Origin of the sequence: Paenibacillus rhizoplanae (assembly GCF_042684125.1) — a bacterium.
GTDB lineage: Bacteria > Bacillota > Bacilli > Paenibacillales > Paenibacillaceae > Paenibacillus_AQ > Paenibacillus_AQ rhizoplanae.
Genome location: NZ_JBHUKY010000042.1, coordinates 1 through 18,148, shown reverse-complemented (window position 1 = coordinate 18,148; position 18,148 = coordinate 1). Strand labels below are relative to the sequence as shown.

Below are 18,148 nucleotides of genomic sequence, written 5' to 3'. Positions count from 1 at the left end.
TGCAGGGCCGCCCGGCGGCGCGTGAGCTCCGCGCGCCGCTCCTCCACCAGCGGCGGCAGCGCATCCAGCAGCGGCTCACCGAAGGCCAGGACCGCGCGGCGGAACTGCGCCTTAATCTCTGCCGCAAGCGTGCGGCAGAAATTAAGCAGCGCCTCGCCCGAAGCCCCGGTTCCCGGCTTCACCTGATCCGCCAGCCACTGCTGGCTCACCGCCGGGAACGCCTGCTTCAGCAGCGGCTCCGCCTCCTCCTGCCACAGCTCCAGGCCTTCCGCCCATTCGCGCACCAGCTGGAGAGTGTGCCACTCCAGCTGGGCAGTGATCTCTCTCTGCTGAAGGCTGTGCCAGTGCTGCAGCCGCGCTCCCTGCTCCTTCTCCCGCTTCGCAGCGGTGAAGAGCAGGCCGCGCCGGAAGCCCGGCTGGAGGCTCTCAATGTATGCGCCCGCCGCATCCCGCAAATCAGCCGGCATCAGATTCGTGTTGCCGAGCAGGGCGTCCAGCCTGCTGCGCAGATCAAGCCGCGACTGCTCAGGCAGCTCCTCCAGCGACGCTTCCTGCTGCATCGTTGCCATGATCTCTGCTTCCACAGCTTCCGCTGCTGCACCGCCTGCCTCTTCCAGCAGCGCAGTCCGCTCCTCCTCCTGCTGCTCACGATAATCTGCCAGGACAGCATCCGCCGTATGATGCATGGAACGGGACAAGCTGTACTCCAGCAGTTCCTGCCGCTGCTCCAGCAGACCGGAGATCAGCGCCAGCAGATCCTTCCACTGATTCAGCGGATGCCCCTCCACCTTAAGCGAAGTGAACAACAGCCCCGCAGAATGAATCCCCCATTCCCGGAAAGCGCTTTCCACTTGCTGCCGGTATTCCTTCAGCGGGATTTCCTGTTCCCTGTGCTTGTCGATCTGATTGATGATCAGGTACAGCGGCTTTCCCCAGTCGCTAAGGCTTTTGGCAAACGCCAGATTATTCTCCGACTGCACATGATTGTAATCCATCACATAAAACACGGCATCCGCCAAATGCAGCGCCGAACGGGTCGCCGCCTGATGACCCTCATCTGTCGAATCTACGCCGGGAGTATCCATCAGCACACCGTGCTCCCCAAGTACAGGGACATCCTCCCACACCTCTATCGTAGAATATTCAGTCCCTTGGCGGCAGTAATCCTGAAGCCGGTCGGGAGTAGTCTGGATCACCCCAAGATTCCCTCCGGAGCTTCCGTCCACCGGATGCAGCAGCACCTGCGGTGCTCCGCTGCGGATCGATACGATATTCGCACTGGTTGGAACCGGACCCGAAGGCAGCACGGCCTTACCGCAAAGCTTGTTAATCATGCTTGACTTGCCCGCCGAGAAATGTCCGCAGAACGCCAGCGTCAGCTCATCTGCCTGCTCCTTCACCTTTAGATCCACTACGATCTGCGCACTCTTCTGTTCTCCCCATTGCCTTAGCCGCTCCTCCAGCAGCCTAAGCGCTGATGACCCCGCTGTAACCTGCCCCACTCTTTCCCGTTCTGCTCCCACAACATCCCCGCCTCCGCTGCGATCTATAGCTTCTTTCATAATTAGTACATTTGTATGATTTATTTCACTGCAAGAATAGAATAATTATATTTTATCATCAGATCGTCACAAATCAAATATCCACATTTACAAAATCAGCTATAAACCTTCACGAAAAACAAGATTTCGCAGATGGCTTATACCCCTTGACAGATAATACCATAATCATTTACTATATCCATGACGGATATATCCATAATGGATATAGTGATTCGATCTCAATATTTTTGATGGGAGGTATGGTATGCCTAAGAATACACCCTTGAAAAATGAGCAAATGTCCGATTCTGCCTACTACATCCTGCTCGCTTTACTCTTACCTAAGCATGGCTATGCAATTATGAAATACATCGAAGAGCTTACCGAAGGCGAGATCACCATGGGCCCTGCAACACTATATACGCTGATAAAGAAGCTGCAGAAGTCCGGTTACATCCTTTTACACGAAGACGACGATGAACGGCGCAAGACCTATCAGCTTACTCAAGCGGGAACAGCTATGGTAGAAGCTGAGATCGAACGGCGGTTAAGAATGTCAAGACACGGGAGATTAGCACAGCTAAATGCGAAGGAGGAGCTAGAATGAGGGGAAACAATAAGCAGACACGCTATATTATGTCTTGGGGCTTGGCTTTTGCCGAGCAAGGGGAAATGGATAAGTTAAGCAGATTGTCGGAACAGGGCTGGATGCTGGAGCGTTTTTCCCGCTTAGGGTCTGGTTACATTGTCCGTAGAGGAACAGCCCGAAGACGGATTTATTGTCTGGATATCCAGCATGTGCTTCAGCAGGAGGTGCGGGAATACCATGAGCTTTTTGCCGACAGCGGCTGGGAATATGTATGTTCTGCTGGAAATATGCATATATTTGCAGCGGAACCCGGCACGGTTCCCCTTCATACTGACCGTTCTACTCTCTATGAGAAATACCGTACAATTACACAGACCAGTAAAATCATAGCTGGATCAGTCACCCTGCTGATGTTAATTACCTTTGTATTGAGACACCTGTCCACTCAGGTATGGAATCTTGAGCTTCTTCATCATCTGACGAGTGTGTCCATATTGCTATGCGCCTTGCTCTTTCTCCCTTCTATTATGGTCTATGTCGCGTATACTCTGAGACTTAGACATTACTCAGAATAATCGGCCTAGCCAAAACTTCGTGAAACGCAAAGAGAGCCGGCCCAAGGGCCGGCTCTCTGACTAACTCCAATCAAATTAAGCTGTTTCCAGCACAGGAAGCAGAATTTCAAAGACTTTGCCGTGCTGCAGAATGGTCAGACCACGGGATTTGTCTTTCATTACGACAACCTCTGGCTTCGCGGACATACGCTCCAGGTAGAACTCAGGCACATCGCCGGAATGGCTGATTGTGATGCCTTCCACTTCCTGCTCCTCGTTCTCTTCCATCGGGCTGTCCACTACGCGGTCAAAAATATCGGAAAATGCTTCAAAATTATCGGTGTATACAGAAATGCACTTCATCTCTATCCCATCCTCTTCTTCTCTAATTCTTTGTTTGGTTTCGTATGAACCTTAGCTTTCCTGATTACAGCGGTTTTCATACGTTTTTTGCCCTCCCTGCATACATCAAGCAGCGGGCAAATCTGGCACCCGGGATTCTGAGCCTTACAGTGATATCGTCCGAAAAAGATCAGCCGGTGGTGCGTCAGCGTCCATTCGTCACGCGGCACCGCCTTCATCAGCTTCTTCTCCACCTCAAGCACCGAATCTTTCCAGCCCGCAAGTGCGAGCCGTTTGGCTACCCGTTCTACATGAGTATCCACAGCAATCGCCGGAACTCCGAACGCATTGGACACGACCACATTGGCAGTCTTGCGTCCGACACCAGGCAGGGTTACCAGCAAATCATGGGCCTGGGGCACTTCTCCCCCATACTGCTCAATCAGGATCGCGCAGAGGTTCTGAATATGCTTGGCCTTATTGCGGAATAGACCTATCCGCCGGATGTCCAGTTCTAGCTCTTCGAGCGGTACTGAAATATAGTCGATCGGAGCCTTGTACTTCTGAAACAGGTCCTCGGTCACCTTGTTCACCGTTGCGTCTGTACATTGGGCTGAGAGCAGCACTGCTATTGTAAGCTCAAAAGCGTTACTGTGATTCAGCTCGCAATGTGCATCAGGGAACATGCCACCGATAGTGTCCAGGATGTGGCGGACCTCTGCAACTTTCATAGCGTCCCCTCCACGGAGAGCAGGTATGCCCGCAAGTCCACTTGCAGCCATATCTTCTCAGGGTCTGAAGAAATATAAGCAAAGATACATTATATCGTATACTTTCATAGCGTTCAAGCGAACACCGGCCTGCCCTTATATTTCAAAAAAAACGCCTTGATCCAGGGCAGAACCAGGGATCAAGACGGTGTTTCACACGGAAAATCACCAAAACGATTATTGTTTCACAATTTCTACAACCTTGCCGTTGTTGAAATACATTATAATATTATCATTTTCTTTGAGAGATTGCACGGGTAAAGTCGTGTCACCTTGATGAATATATACATTTGGAGCAAGCCCAAACTTATAATTGTCATTCAGCGTGGCGCGTTTGGTCAATATTTCATTCGTTGCGCTCTCATAACGGGCGAAGGTCCGGTTCAGCTGACTGAACACCGAGATGATCATTACACCGCTGGCATCCTTACGCGCCAATACCCGGTCTGCTGTGGTAAGACCGCTTAGAGCGTTCGTTGTAACACCGTCCCGGAGTATTCGCACTCCGCTGCCCGCAGTGAAAGGCTGGGAGGCTCCCGTGTAATCCTTCACCGTGAACGTACCTGCTGCGGCATCCACTGCAGTTACCTGTCCGGCAACCTGTTTCACAGACTGCAGAGACAGCGGTGTGGAACCGTCGAAGCCGAGGTTCACGAAATCTCCGGCCTTCAGCTCAGTCAGCGCGATCTTCTGGCCTGCTTCGTTGGTAAGCGGCACATTCACCAGGTTCAGCTCGCTGCTGTTGCTACCACCCTCAAGCTTCACGGTCATTTTGTTAGTGCCCGCATTAATGGTAGCAATCTCGAACTGGGACGACCCGTTCACCCGCAGCACGGAGATGAGCTCCTGATTGCTGGCAAGCACTGCTGTAACCGGCACATTGAGTGGAACATCGGTGATAACTGCCCCGCTTTTGCCAAACATTTCAATCGCCTGCGGATAAGACATCGTCAGCAATTGTCCGTTGCCCAGCTTGAACACAATCGTTCTGGCTGAAGTATTGATAGCCGTCAGGGTACCGGAATATTTGGTCGTCAATTCAACAGACATTGCACGCTCATTAATGGAGGTCACATCAATCTTGCGGTTCTCAACCAGTCTGGACCCCATGGTGGTCAGCGAAGTGGTAATCAGTCCGCCGTACGACATCTTGGTTTTCTCATCCATTTTGACCACATGAGCTTTGCCGTTATTGTCCGTGAAGGTCAGGTACTGGGTCTTGGTGTTATAGTCCACAACGGTAGCAGCCGCATACTGTTCAATCTGGCGGCTGAGCACCTCAACCTTGATTACCTGATCACTGCTGTTCAGCGTAAGCTGCACATTGTCTCCGCCTGTTTTGTCTGCAATCAGATCACCGATTACCGGACTTACGGCATTCGGAATCACAATGGCCGGGGTTGCAGCAAGCAGATTGACCTCACGGGTGCCATCGCTCTTCTGATAGACAATCGTTGAATCCGTCAGCTCATAGATGAAGCCTTTCACCACGCGTTCCACGCCAGAGGTTACTTCCACGGAACGGATCGTATTATCCTTAATGGTATAAGAAACGGCCGCACCGGCTTTCAGCTCTGCGGGCTGAATAATAGAACTCTGGGAGCTGAACAGCGTAGTCCCTTCTTCCCATTTGAAGGTTTCTACAGTGCCGTCGGCATTCTTGAACGCGATGCTCTTCGCAGCAGTGTCAACGCTTTGCACCGTGCCTTTAGCCGTCTTATTGACAATACCGGAAGTGACCTGCACCTTCACAACCTTGCGGGAACCGGTGAAGGTTTCACGCAGCAGCGTAAGCTTGCTGCCGGCGGTGATGGAAGCGGGCTGAATAACCGTTCCGTTCACATCCAGGAAGGCCGTACCTGCATCATAAGGATACTGGTCGTAGCCGTTCGCGGAATCGACCCAGATAATACCCGGTGTAAGCTTCGTGAATACACCTTCCGCCTGCTCAACCTGAACTGCCGGATCTGTCAGCTCTACATAAGCTGCGCTATAGGTGGCTCCAATTACAGTCACCTTCGTATACGGCTGGATCTCATTCAAGGAGATGCGATTCTCGGACGTACTGGTGAAGTAAGCGGTATTGGCATTCAGAGTGAATTCCAGCGTGCTGCCGTTACTGTACAATCCCAGCTTGCCGTCCTTGAGTGAACTGACTGTTCCTTTGAACGTATTGTCATACTCAAGGGTATTATGCCCTTCAGCACGGCTGAAGAAGGTAGCCAGCTGCGCACGGGTCACAGCGCCTTGCGGATCGAAGCGGTTGCCGGTTAGGCCGTTAGCCAGTCCCAGCTCCACCGCTGTGTTAATGTAGCCGCGTTTGTTCGCGGACACCTTGGCATCATCGGCAAAGCCGGTCGGCCGGCTTGCCGCCGCAGAAGCCGATGCACTCTGGCCAAGCGCGCGGATCAGCAGCTCCGCGACCCACTCACGGCTGGCCTTGCGCTCGCCCCACGAGCTTTTGAGATTATCTGCAGCCATCTCTGTGGTCTTGTCCAGCAGTCCTTGCTGGAAGGCCAAGATTACATATGGCTTATAGTAGTTTGTAACCACAAAATCATTAGGCAGCGCAACTTCGTTACTGGTGTTCACATTCCCCTGCAGCTTCATGAAGCGCAGCGCCATCAGCACTGCTTCCTGCTGGGTCACGGAGTCGCCTGGACGGAACAGGCCGTTATTGCCGACCACAATGCCCTGGGTTGCCAGCTTGTAGATATGCTTTTCGGCCCAGAAGCCCGTCTTGACATCACTGAAGATCCCGGATGCAGTTGCAGCCGTCTGAGGAGTTGCAGCAGCAACGCTTGCTCCGGTTGAAGAATTATCGGCAAAGGCAGCCCCTGCCCCGCCGAGCACCATCGCACCGGCCAGAACGGCAGATACCGCTTTTACAGAATAAGATTGAACCGTACGCTTTAATCGTTTTGGACCGGACAATTCGATATTCCCCTCTCTATGGCTTATCTGGATTTCTATGTTGGTAATTTCGTCAGCCATCCGGCTTATTCCTGCCTAATGCCTACAATCCGTTGTTCTCACGGGTGATGGGATGTACAAGATCCACATGCCCCATCAGGCTCTCCACCTGTTCTCCGTCTACCAGCACATCGATATTCTTCACTTCATCGAACTGGAAAAACATCTGGGACAATGCGCTGATCGCCAGAGACTCGCCGCCTGCGCCAAGCTGTGCCTCATCCGGCTTATGAATATCCAGCACAATCTGCCCGTTGGAGAATTCCAGTGACTTCAGTTCAATCTTGTTCCACAGCGGAATCTGGTCAGCCTTATCGCTCTTCTGGAGTGATTTGAAGGCTTCGGTATATTTCTCCTTTGCATCCTTGAAGGTGATCGAGACTTCTGCCGGTACCAAGTCGGTCTGTTGCAGGTCTGTATAATAAGTTTTGATCTTAAGGCTCTGCTTCTCAGGCACTGCCGGTGCTTCCGTAGCCGCCGGAGTCACTGTTGCTGTAGGCTCAGGCGTACTTGTAGCTGCCGGTGTGGCAGTAGGAGCGGGAGTGTCATTCCCGGCATTGTTTCCTTCAGCGCCGCTGGATACCGAGGTTGAATCCGGTCCGGACGCATCGGCTGGTGCAGCCGTTGGTTTATCACCGCAGCCCGAAATTACGAGAAGCAGCATCGCAGCGATCCCTGCATATGTCAATTTCCTGTTCATTTGATTAACCCCCTCAGATGAATATGGACAGGAGGGACCGCAAAGTCTTTGACCGCAATAAATGGGTCTACATCCGACTCTGCGGCCCCTGCTGCCGCTTGTTGTTATTGGATCCCGAGATACTCTTTAATTCCGCTGACCATCGATGCGGCTACATTGTTCTGCAATGCTTCGGTGAATAGCAGAGCCTCATCTTTTTTGTTACTGAGATAGCCAACCTCAAGCAGTACCGCAGGCATCTTCGTCTCGCGTATCACATGGAAGTTGCCGTAACGCACTCCCCGGTCACTAAGTCCGGTGGCCTGCACAAGGTATTTGTGCATCACATTAGCCAGGGCTTTGCTGTCCCCGCGCTGATAGTAGGTCTCCGTTCCGCTCGCAGCCGCTGATCCACTGCTGTTGGCATGAACGGAAATGAACAAATCTGCACCAAGGTTGTTAGCGATTGCCGCCCTTTCCTTCAGTTCAAAGAAGGTATCATCGCTGCGGGTCAGCACCACATCAATCTTGTTCTCCTGTCTCAGCAGCGCCGCCGCCTTCAGAATCACGGCCAGATTGAAATTCTTCTCATATTTGCCGGTAATGCCTACAGCCCCTGAATCCTTGGCGCCATGTCCGGCATCCAGCACAACCAGCTTGCGCCCGCTGTTGCCAGGCTGAGTTGAAGTGTCCCCTGGAGTCTGCGCGTTCAGATCAATGACAATAAGCTTTGAGGAATCGCCCGATATCTCCACGCTATAATTTTTGGGGGTCTTGAGATCAATTACAAAACGGACGGTATACGGATTGGTGCTATACAGCGAATAGCGGATACCTGAGACATCCGGATAATCCGTAACTGCAAGGCTCCCGTTCAGGTCAGGATCAAGTATCTGTCCAGTCCCGAAAATATCCGAGAATGTAGCATTCGGCACATCGATGACGATTCGGTCCGGTCCGCTCATCTTGGTGACATTCGGCTGGGCATTGCCATCAAGGGCAATCGAGAACCGGTTCTCATTGAAGCTGATGCCGTTGATCATGCTCAGGCTGCTTGAAGGTTCACCCGGCGGCACTACAACCGTACCTCCGTCCCCATTGCTTTCTCCCGGTTCAATGTTAGGCTCGGGAATGGACGGGGTAATAAGATCTACGACCTTCTTCGTATTATCCCATTTGACCGTAAGCCCGAACTGCTCACCAATGAACCGGATCGGTACGAGTGTCGTGCCGTTCCGCAGGAGAGGCGCCGTAGTCAAGACCACTGTCTTGCCGTCAACGGAAGCCGCAGTCTGACCTACGATCAGCTGTAAGGCCTTTCCCTGCTGTTCAATCTTGATGGTCTTGCTTGTCTGATTCCAGTCCACCTTGTACCCAAGGTTCTCAGCGATCATTCTTAGCGGCACCATGATGGAGTTATTTACATTTTCCACCGGAACATCTTGTCCTGCATTCAGTTCCTGGCCATCCAGGAAAATCTTGTTCTGGCCAGCAGCAGCTTGTCCATGCCCTGGCAACACCACAACAAAGAGCAGCAACAACAGCATAAAAGCAAATTTCTTCATTCTTCACCTCTAAGACTCTAGTATTCCGCCCCCAATCGAGCGTTCTTGATGGCATGCCAACTGACAACCTTCGACATAGTTTAGACGCCCTTAGAACTTAAAAGTTGCGAATAAATCCCAACCAAAGTGGAAATGACTGTGTATTCCCTATAACATTACAAACCAAGATATTCCTTAATTCCTGCTACAATTTCGCGGGCCAGATTATTTTGCAGCTGTTCGCTGTACAGGCCTGCTTCATCCCCTGCATTGGTCAGATACCCCGCCTCCAGCAGAATCGCAGGCATCCGGGTCTCACGGGTAACATGCAGGCTCTTCGAACGGACCCCGTTGTTTTTGAAGCCGGTTCCCGCTACCAGGTGCTTTTGCATAATTTCGGCAAGCGGCAGGCTCTCACTTCGGCTGTAGTACGTCTCACTGCCGTTGACTTTGTCGCGGTTGGGATATGCTGTATCAAGAGAATTGGCATGAAGGGATATGAACAGCGTAGCATTCGCCGCTTGGGCAATCTTCACACGATCCTGGAGACCCAGAGTGACATCCGAAGTACGGGTGTAGATGACATCGGCCCAGCCTTCCTGTGTCAAAATAGCTCCGGCTTTCAGGATGACGGCGAGATTGAAGGTTTTTTCCAGCTTGCCGGTCAGACTGACCGCACCTGATTGCTTGCCCCCATGTCCGGCATCCAGCGCAATAATCGGCCTTCCGGTGAATCCCGGATTCACGGGAGTTCCAGTCTCGCTACCCGTTGCATTGAGATCTATTGTGACTAATCCTGTACTCTCATCCGTACTCACCTGATAATTCTGGTAGCCCGTAGTTTGGATTACGAACCTGACCGTAGAGGGATTGGTGCTGAACAGTGCATAGCGTATTTCAGACACAAGCGGGTAGCCGCTAACGTCCAGCTTGCCCTGCGGACTTCCTCCTGTGGACACCCCCGGGAAGCTCCCGCTGAAATCAGGGGCAAATGCCGCTCCCGCAAAATCCACCACAATCCGGTCGGGTCCGGTGACTCGGGTAACCGTAGCCTTGGCCCCGCCGGCAGCGGCTACAATCAGCCGGTTCTCGCTGAATACCGCCCCCTTCACTACAGGTGATGTAGCAGCAGGAGTCGGAGTAGCCATAATACTTCCGTTCACTTCCTCCGCTGTCTCTGTGCCCGTCTGAGGCGGAGTGGTCGGTGCAGGAGACTGAACAGCCTCCGGAGCCGCTCCGGTTGACACGGATGGAGCTACAGTGGCTGATGGCAGCGGATCTGAAGTGATTGGTGCAGCCTCCGTTACCCCACCGCTTAAGTAGACTGTCTTATCCGTATTGTCCCAACCGACGCTAAGACCGAATTGCTCGCTGACAAAGCGGATAGGTACCAGCACCGTCCCGCCGTTCTGCTTGGGTGCGGCATTGAGCGTCAGGTTAACCCCATCGGCTTGCGCGGTGGTGCTGCCTACTGCGAGCTGTACGGATTTACCGTCCTGCTGGACGGTTACCTTGCGGCTGCTCTGTTCCCACAGCACTTCGAAGCCCAGATTCTCCACCACCACGCGGATCGGGATCATAACGCTTCCATTCACGTTCTCGAGGATTACCCCCTTGGGCAGTGCAAGCTCCTTGCTGTCCATCACGATCTTTCCGGGGGTTGTCCCGGCTGCCGCAGCTTTGTGGCCGGCGAATGACAGTAGGAGCAGTGGCAGCAGCATTAGAAGCAACACCCGTTGTCCGGCTTTCTTCATCCTTTCCTCTCCTTTGGTCCATTGATAGATTTGCAGAATAAGATTAAGACGACAATAATCCCCAAAAGTTGCCTTCGCAGGCAATAATATCTCGATTATAGCAAAAAAACTTCTATTTCCGACACCCGGAAATAGAAGTTTTGTGTAAATTATTAGAATTTATAGGTTTCACCCGATAACTTATCCTTATCTCTTAGGCGAAAAGCTTGGCTGCATGGCGTTCTTCATACGCGGCAATCTCATCAGCATGCTGAAGCGTCAGACCAATATCGTCCAGCCCCTGCAGCAGGAACTGGCGGCGGTGTTCATCCAGCTCAAAGGTGATGGCCAGACCATAATCATCACTCAGCTTGTTGTTCTCCAGATCCACTGTAAGCGTGTAGCCCTCATGCTGCGCCGTGCGGCTGAACAGATCGTCTACCTGGGTCTCCGAGAGCTTGATCGGCAGAATGCCGTTCTTGAAGCAGTTATTATAGAAGATGTCGGCATAGGAAGGTGCGATAACCACTTTGAACCCGTAATCCATGATGGCCCAAGGAGCATGCTCCCGGGAGGATCCGCAGCCGAAATTCGCGCGGGAGATCAGTACAGAAGCTCCCTCATAACGCGGTTTGTTCATCTCAAATGCCGGATTGTCATTTCCCGCTTCATCAAAACGCCATTCGTAAAAGAGAAATTGGCCAAAGCCTGTGCGCTCGATCCGTTTCAGAAACTGCTTGGGAATAATCGCATCCGTATCTACATTAACCCGGTCTACCGGGGCTACAATTCCTGTTAACTTCTTGAATTCTTCCATTTGCTGTATCCTCCTGCTCTCTCAATTATGAGTTGACGGCTTCCGTCTTGTAGTTCCAGTCACGCACATCGGTGAAGCGTCCTTTGATAGCTGCCGCTGCCGCCATAGCAGGAGAGACCAGATGTGTGCGTCCGCCGCGTCCCTGGCGTCCTTCAAAGTTACGGTTGGAGGTAGAGGCGCAGCGCTGTCCCGGCTGCAGAACATCCGGATTCATCGCCAGGCACATACTGCAGCCGGCTTCCCGCCATTCAAAGCCCGCTTCGGTGAATACTTTGTCCAGACCTTCCTTCTCGGCCTGCATCTTCACGCGTCCGGAGCCTGGCACAACGATCGCTGTAACCTTGTCGGATACCTTATGGCCTTTGGCTACTTCAGCCGCGGCCCGCAGATCCTCAATCCGGCCGTTAGTGCAGGAGCCGATGAAGACATAATCAATTCCGATCTCGGAGATCGGCGTACCCGGAACCAGATCCATATATTCAAGCGCCTTCTCGGCGGCTTTGCGTTCATTCTCGGTAGTGAAATCAGCAGGGTTCGGTACGGTAGAGTTGATATCCGTTCCCATACCAGGGCTGGTGCCCCAGGTTACCTGCGGGATAAGTGTTTCTACATCGAATTCCACCACTGTATCATACTGGGCGCCTTCGTCACTTACAAGGCCTTTCCAGGTCTCAACGGCGGCATCATACGCTTCACCCTGCGGCACATATTGGCGTCCGCGCAGATAACTGAAGGTAGTCTCATCCGGTGCGATCAGGCCCGCTCTTGCTCCGCCTTCGATCGACATGTTGCAGACGGTCATGCGCTCTTCCATCGACAGCTCACGGATCGCTTCGCCGGTATATTCGATAACATAGCCAGTCGCAAAGTCCGTTCCGTATTTGGCAATTACGCCGAGAATCATATCCTTGGCGGTCACTCCCGGATTACGGCTGCCGGTGAAGCGAACCTCCATGGTCTTGGCCTTGGACTGCTGCAGGCACTGGGTTGCCAGTACATGCTCAACTTCGCTGGTGCCGATCCCAAAAGCCAATGCACCGAAGGCTCCGTGTGTAGAGGTATGGCTGTCTCCGCAGACAATCGTCTTGCCGGGATGGGTCAGGCCAATCTCAGGTCCCATTACGTGAACGACACCTTGGTCAATATCATTCAGGTCAAACAATCTTACGCCGAAATCACGGCAGTTCTGCGAGAGTGTATCAATCTGCTGCTTGGAGATCGGATCGGTAATATTGAAACGGTCCTTGGTAGGCACGTTATGATCCATTGTGGCAAAGGTAAGTCCCGGACGGCGGACCTTACGGCCGCTCAGGCGCAGTCCTTCAAATGCCTGCGGGGAAGTCACTTCATGAACCAGATGGAGATCGATATAAATAATGCTCGGCTTACTTTCTTCCTGATGAATAACGTGATTGTCCCAAATCTTCTCAAACATTGTCTTATTGCCCATGAATTTCACCTCATATAGTAGAATCGTTCCTATGAAGAGAGCGTGGAGTCTCTCTTGAATGTTCTAAATATAACATCGGTGCGTTTATAATTCCAAGATATGATTTCTATAGGGTTTATAGGTTATACTTATAAACAGATGATCTACACGTTAAAGGAGCTTATATATGGAACTCAGACAATTACAATATACGCTGCAGATTGCTGCAGAACGGAACTTCTCCCGCGCGGCCGAGAAGCTGCATATCGCCCAGCCCTCGCTGAGCCAGCAGCTGTCGAAGCTGGAGAAGGAGCTTGGTGTGCTGCTCTTCCAGCGTAATACCAGCTCGGTAGAGCTGACCTATGCCGGTGAGAAATTCGTAGAACAGGCTCAAGGGATCATCGATGCCGTTGAACTGCTGCGGCAGGAGATGTCCGATATCTCCCAGCTTCGCACAGGACGCGTAATGGTCGGCAGCATGCCGATCACCGGAGCGCATCTGCTCCCGCATGTGCTGCCTGTGTTCAAGAGCAAATATGCCGAGGTTGAAATTACCCTGCTGGAGGACTCGTCCATGAATCTGGAGAAGCTGACAGCCAGCGGCCAGACCGATCTCAGCCTGCTCTCCCTGCCGCTCGAAATTCCGACCCTGGCCTACGAGGTGCTCGGTGAGGAGCGGATTGATCTTGCCGTTCCGCCGGGGCATCTGCTGGCCGGCCGTGAACCTCAGGGCATACGCACCAGCTTGTCCGAGCTTAAGGATGAACCGTTTATCGTGCTTAAGGAAGGCCAGGGCTTCCGTAAAATGACCGTGGAATTATGCCGCGAAGCCGGATTCGAGCCTCGGATTGTCTTCGAGAGCAACAATATGGAGACGGTCCAGTCGCTGGTTGCTGCCGGGATGGGCGTTACTCTGGTGCCCCACTTTATTGCACGCGCTGCCAGGAGTGAATTCGTACCGGTCTACCTTCCGCTGGCTGAGCCGGTGCCAAGCCGGACGCTGGTTATTGCCTACCGGCGCGGACGTTACTTGTCCCGTGCAGCCGAAGCTTTTATTGAGACCTTCAAGGAAACCGTGGCGGGTCTGACCGATAACTAACCTTAGCAAACATGCGGGCAGTGTTCTCATCCACAGGTCTCTGCCCAACAGGATAAACATAAATCGTGCTGCCTGCGCTGCCTGAAAAAATTTGTCTGCGGCTCTTTGCAAACCCTGCTGCCCCATGGTATCCTAAGTGACAAATAGTGAAACGTGCTGACGGGACCAGTAAGAATAGACGTATATTCGTGTGCAGAGAGTAAATTCCTGAAGGCTGGGAGAATTTACCGCGAAGGTCATTCTGAATCCTACCCCTGAGCGGCCTGCCCTGCAGGACGGATACTCCCGTTATGAGAATGAAGTCGGATGAACCCTCATCAATGAAGGTGGTACCGCGGAAGTTAATCAAGCTTTCGTCCTTTGCTAAGTCTAAGGATGGGGGCTTTTTGTCATTTTCGGGCGTTACAGGCATTTCAATTCGAGAGGAAAGTGAAAGACAATGACGACAAGAATTGTGGTCAAAATCGGCAGCAGCTCACTCACGGGTCCTGAAGGCGGCCTCAACCGTGAGGCGGTAGCCTTCTTTGCTGCTGAGATAGCAGCGCTCCGCAAGGACAGCTGTGAAGTGCTGCTGGTCACCTCAGGGGCGGTCGCAGCCGGATTCCGGGGCATCGGTTATGCCTCCCGCCCAAAGCTGCTGCATGAGAAGCAGGCAGCGGCGGCGGTAGGACAGGTTATGCTGATGCAGGCCTATCAGGAGGCCTTCGCAGGTCACGGCATTCCCACTGCTCAGATTCTCCTGACCCGTACAGACTTCTGCAGCCGCCGGGCCATGAACAACGCCATGATGACGGTTGAAGAATTACTCCGCCAAGGCGCAGTGCCCGTGTTCAACGAGAATGACACCGTATCGGTGGATGAGCTGAAGTTCGGTGACAACGATACCTTGTCGGCACTGGTCGCCAATCTTCTGAAGGCCTCACATCTGCTGGTGCTGACCGATATGGACGGCGTCTACAGCGGCGATCCCCGCAAGCACCCGGATGCGGTGCGGTATCAGCACATTGAAGAGATTACGCCTGAGATCTATGCCATTGCAGGCGGTGCAGGCTCAAGCGTGGGCACCGGCGGCATGCGCTCCAAGATCGACGCGGCCAAGATCGCCACGCGGGGCGGCGTCCCGGTCTTCGTGGGCCGGGTTACGGAGCCCGGGGATTTGTCACAGGCCGCCGCCGGAACGGGCAAAGGCACTTATTTTGCCACCACACTGTCTTCTCTGCCGGTCAAAAAGCAATGGCTGGGCTTCATGTCCACCCCGCTTGGATCACTATATGTCGATGACGGGGCTGTTGAAGCGCTGCTCCACGGAGGGCATAGCCTGCTGCCAGTCGGGGTTAGACGCATTGAAGGCAGCTTCCATTCGGGAGATGTCGTCGAGGTGCTCGGCCCGGATGCGCAGCTGCTTGGACGGGGTATCGTCAATTATGATGACACCCAGCTCCGCAGCATTCAGGGACTTCCCAGCCGCGAGATTGTGCCCAAGCTCGGTGAAGTGCACCGGCTGGAGGTTATCCACCGGGACGAGTGGATCACGCTGCGTTAATTTTATACAACCTATTGTATTTCCATAGGCCAACATAACTTTTAGGAGGAATTGCCATGAGTGAAGTGGTTAACAAGACAACGCTGGCCAAAGCAACCACAGGGGTACTCGCAAGCTTGACTACCGCCCAGAAGAATGAAGCCCTGCTGGTAATGGCTGCCGCCCTGCGCGCCGAAGCGGATTACATTATTGCCGCCAACGCCGAAGACCTGGAACGCGGGCGGCTAAACGGGACACCGGAGTCGATGCTCGACCGGCTGGCCCTGGATGCGGGACGGATTGACAGTATAGCCGAAGGCTTGCAGCAGATTGCCGTGCTGCCTGATCCGGTTGGAGACAATCTGGAGACGATCGAACGGCCGAACGGTCTGCACATCGAGAAGGTACGGGTTCCGCTTGGGGTGATTGGCATTATCTATGAAGCACGCCCCAACGTCACCGTTGACGCTGCCGGATTGTGCCTTAAGACTGGCAATGCTGTGGTGCTGCGCGGCGGTTCCTCTGCCCTCTCCTCTAATCGCGCTATCATCGAGGTACTGCACCGCGCACTTGCGGGTACAGCCCTTCCGCCGGATGCCTTGCAGCTGATTGAAGATCCTAACCGCTCTTCTGTAGATGAAATGCTGAAGCTAAACGGACTGCTGGATGTCATCATTCCGCGCGGAGGAAGCTCTCTGATTCAGAATGTGGTTCTGAATGCCACCGTACCGGTTATTGAAACAGGAGCAGGCATATGCCATACTTATCTGGATGCAAGTGCCAATCCGGAAATGGCGCAGCGTATTAGCGTGAATGCGAAGGCCCAGCGGCCTTCGGTCTGCAATTCAATGGAGACGCTGCTGGTTCACCGCGCTTATGCCGAAGAGCATCTGGCCGCACTCGCTGAAGCCTTCCGCGAGGCCCGTGTGGAGCTGCGCGGCTGCCAGGATACCGTTGCTCTTATCCCTTGGGCTGTGCCTGCCACACCGGAAGACTTCGCTACAGAATACAACGATTATATTCTAAATATTCGTATCGTAGACACGCTAGAAGAGGCTCTCGGACATATCGCGGAGTTCGGCACCAAGCATTCCGAATGTATTGTGACAGAAGACGCGGCGAATGCTGCCCGCTTCCTGCAGGAGGTTGACGCGGCGGCGGTGTACCACAACGCATCTACCCGGTTCACGGACGGCTTTGAATTCGGCTTCGGCGCCGAGATCGGCATCAGCACCCAGAAGCTCCATGCACGCGGGCCTATGGGACTGCCCGCATTGACTTCAACCAAATATATGATTCACGGCTCCGGCCAAATCAGGGGTTAACTCACTCAACTTATAGGGGGACTGCCAGCCATGTGCCAGCAACCAGCAATTCCGCTCATCAATCATAATATCGTTTTTTATGGCGCAGGCTCGATGGCTGAGGCCATTGTGCGGGGAATGATCGCCCGGAATGTAGTGGAATCGGGCCGAATTATTATGCTGAACCGCAGCAGCAGTGAGCGTCTGGCCGAACTCCGCAGCCGTTATGGCGTACTCGGCTACAATGCTCCCGAGTCCAAGCTTGAGGCTCTGCGTACTGCACCGGTCATCGTTCTTGCCATGAAGCCCAAAGACGCTGCCGAAGCACTCCGTACCCTAGGCCCGCTGCTGTCGCCGGATCAGCTCGTGATCTCCGTGATTGCCGGGCTAACCATCCGTACGATGCAAGGCTTGCTGGGTAATCCGCAGCCTGTGGTCCGTTCTATGCCTAACACCTCAAGCTCCATCGGCCTCGGCGCTACCGGGATTGCCTTCTCCAAGGAGGTTGGCGAGGAGAGCCGCCGTACAGCCCTTAATATCTTCGAAGCGGTTGGCCTGACGGCGGTCATTGACGAGGAACGGATGGAGACCTTAACCGGGATCTCCGGCAGCGGACCGGCTTACATCTATTACATGATGGAAGCGATGATTGCCGCCGGCATCCGCGGAGGGCTGCCGCTGGAGCAGAGCCGTGAGCTGACCGTCCAGACCGTACTGGGTGCAGCCCGGATGGTGCAGCAGACCGGTGAAGAGCCTGCCGCCCTGCGCAAGAAGGTCACCTCGCCGAATGGATCTACCCAAGCGGCGATTGAAGTGCTGGAGCGCGGCGATTTCTTCGAGACTGTCATATCTGCCGTCAACCGCTGTGCGGAACGTTCCCGCGAGATGGGCTCGGCGCTGGAGAAGGAGCTGCACTAATTTTTCGGCCTAATTATTGATTACTTTCCACATTTCACACAGCCCGCAGTTCCTTCCATGTGAAGGGACTGCGGGCTGTGTGTTATTGTAACCAAACCAGGTGTATTAATACACTTCATTTCCTCATTTGGCTGGTGTTTGGCGAAATCAAGTGCATTTATACCCTTCATTTTGCCCATCTGGCCAATTTTGCTAAAATCAGGTGCATTTATACCCTTAATTTAGCTCATTCTCTTAAGCCCCCTAATCAAAGTGGAGACCTTGACATGTAAGAGGTACACTAAGAAGAGGGAGTGGAGCCGATGAGAAGCAACAAGTTGTACGACGAACAGCG

Annotated in this window: 15 protein-coding genes; 6 read left to right on the top strand and 9 right to left on the bottom strand. The window is 53.4% G+C overall.

Annotated elements, in window-relative coordinates:
• Positions 1-1,523: dynamin family protein (locus tag ACFSX3_RS22415; protein WP_379313281.1), on the bottom strand; the 1,523-nt coding region annotated here is incomplete at its 3' end.
• A 283-nt stretch (positions 1,524-1,806) separates the two neighbouring features.
• On the opposite strand from ACFSX3_RS22415, the gene ACFSX3_RS22410 reads away from it, so the two are divergent.
• A complete protein-coding gene (locus tag ACFSX3_RS22410) occupies positions 1,807-2,148 on the top strand; it encodes a PadR family transcriptional regulator (protein WP_209993069.1) in 342 nt (113 codons plus the stop codon).
• Positions 2,145-2,705, top strand: coding sequence for a DUF2812 domain-containing protein (locus ACFSX3_RS22405; RefSeq protein ID WP_209993068.1), 561 nt, complete (start codon positions 2,145-2,147; stop codon positions 2,703-2,705). Before ACFSX3_RS22410 ends, ACFSX3_RS22405 begins: the two co-directional genes overlap by 4 nt.
• Before the next feature lie 75 nt (positions 2,706-2,780).
• On the opposite strand, the gene ACFSX3_RS22400 is transcribed toward ACFSX3_RS22405, so the two are convergent.
• The 8 genes from ACFSX3_RS22400 to leuC all read right to left on the bottom strand — a co-directional run bounded on the left by ACFSX3_RS22400 (position 2,781) and on the right by leuC (position 12,992).
• Positions 2,781-3,047: a hypothetical protein gene (locus ACFSX3_RS22400; protein WP_036697991.1), complete on the bottom strand. Its 267-nt coding sequence runs from the start codon at positions 3,045-3,047 to the stop codon at positions 2,781-2,783.
• A gap of 2 nt (positions 3,048-3,049) precedes the next feature.
• Entirely contained in the window at positions 3,050-3,757 is a 708-nt protein-coding gene (nth, locus tag ACFSX3_RS22395) for an endonuclease III (protein WP_209993067.1), read from the bottom strand.
• Between the two features lie 216 nt (positions 3,758-3,973).
• A complete protein-coding gene (locus tag ACFSX3_RS22390) occupies positions 3,974-6,790 on the bottom strand; it encodes an S-layer homology domain-containing protein (RefSeq protein ID WP_209993066.1) in 2,817 nt (938 codons plus the stop codon).
• Between the two features lie 22 nt (positions 6,791-6,812).
• On the bottom strand, positions 6,813-7,469 hold the full coding sequence (locus ACFSX3_RS22385; RefSeq protein WP_209993065.1) for a GerMN domain-containing protein: 657 nt from the start codon (positions 7,467-7,469) through the stop codon (positions 6,813-6,815).
• Between the two features lie 104 nt (positions 7,470-7,573).
• Complete coding sequence (locus tag ACFSX3_RS22380) at positions 7,574-9,013, bottom strand: N-acetylmuramoyl-L-alanine amidase (RefSeq protein ID WP_209993064.1); 1,440 nt, start codon at positions 9,011-9,013, stop codon at positions 7,574-7,576.
• 155 nt (positions 9,014-9,168) lie between these two features.
• Positions 9,169-10,746: an N-acetylmuramoyl-L-alanine amidase gene (locus tag ACFSX3_RS22375; RefSeq protein WP_209993063.1), complete on the bottom strand. Its 1,578-nt coding sequence runs from the start codon at positions 10,744-10,746 to the stop codon at positions 9,169-9,171.
• Between the two features lie 193 nt (positions 10,747-10,939).
• Positions 10,940-11,542, bottom strand: a complete 603-nt coding sequence (leuD, locus tag ACFSX3_RS22370) for a 3-isopropylmalate dehydratase small subunit (RefSeq protein WP_209993062.1) — start codon at positions 11,540-11,542, stop codon at positions 10,940-10,942.
• A gap of 25 nt (positions 11,543-11,567) precedes the next feature.
• Positions 11,568-12,992, bottom strand: coding sequence for a 3-isopropylmalate dehydratase large subunit (gene leuC, locus ACFSX3_RS22365; RefSeq protein WP_209993061.1), 1,425 nt, complete (start codon positions 12,990-12,992; stop codon positions 11,568-11,570).
• 166 nt (positions 12,993-13,158) lie between these two features.
• Between leuC and ACFSX3_RS22360 the strand changes: the two genes are divergently transcribed.
• The 4 genes from ACFSX3_RS22360 (at position 13,159) to proC (ending at position 17,814) form a co-directional block, all read left to right on the top strand.
• Complete coding sequence (locus tag ACFSX3_RS22360) at positions 13,159-14,070, top strand: LysR family transcriptional regulator (protein WP_209993060.1); 912 nt, start codon at positions 13,159-13,161, stop codon at positions 14,068-14,070.
• Positions 14,071-14,509: 439 nt separating this feature from the next.
• A complete protein-coding gene (gene proB / locus ACFSX3_RS22355; protein ID WP_209993059.1) occupies positions 14,510-15,613 on the top strand; it encodes a glutamate 5-kinase in 1,104 nt (367 codons plus the stop codon).
• Between the two features lie 56 nt (positions 15,614-15,669).
• Positions 15,670-16,917, top strand: a complete 1,248-nt coding sequence (locus ACFSX3_RS22350) for a glutamate-5-semialdehyde dehydrogenase (protein WP_209993058.1) — start codon at positions 15,670-15,672, stop codon at positions 16,915-16,917.
• 30 nt (positions 16,918-16,947) lie between these two features.
• A complete protein-coding gene (proC, locus tag ACFSX3_RS22345) occupies positions 16,948-17,814 on the top strand; it encodes a pyrroline-5-carboxylate reductase (RefSeq protein ID WP_209993057.1) in 867 nt (288 codons plus the stop codon).
• Positions 17,815-18,148 lie beyond the last annotated feature (334 nt).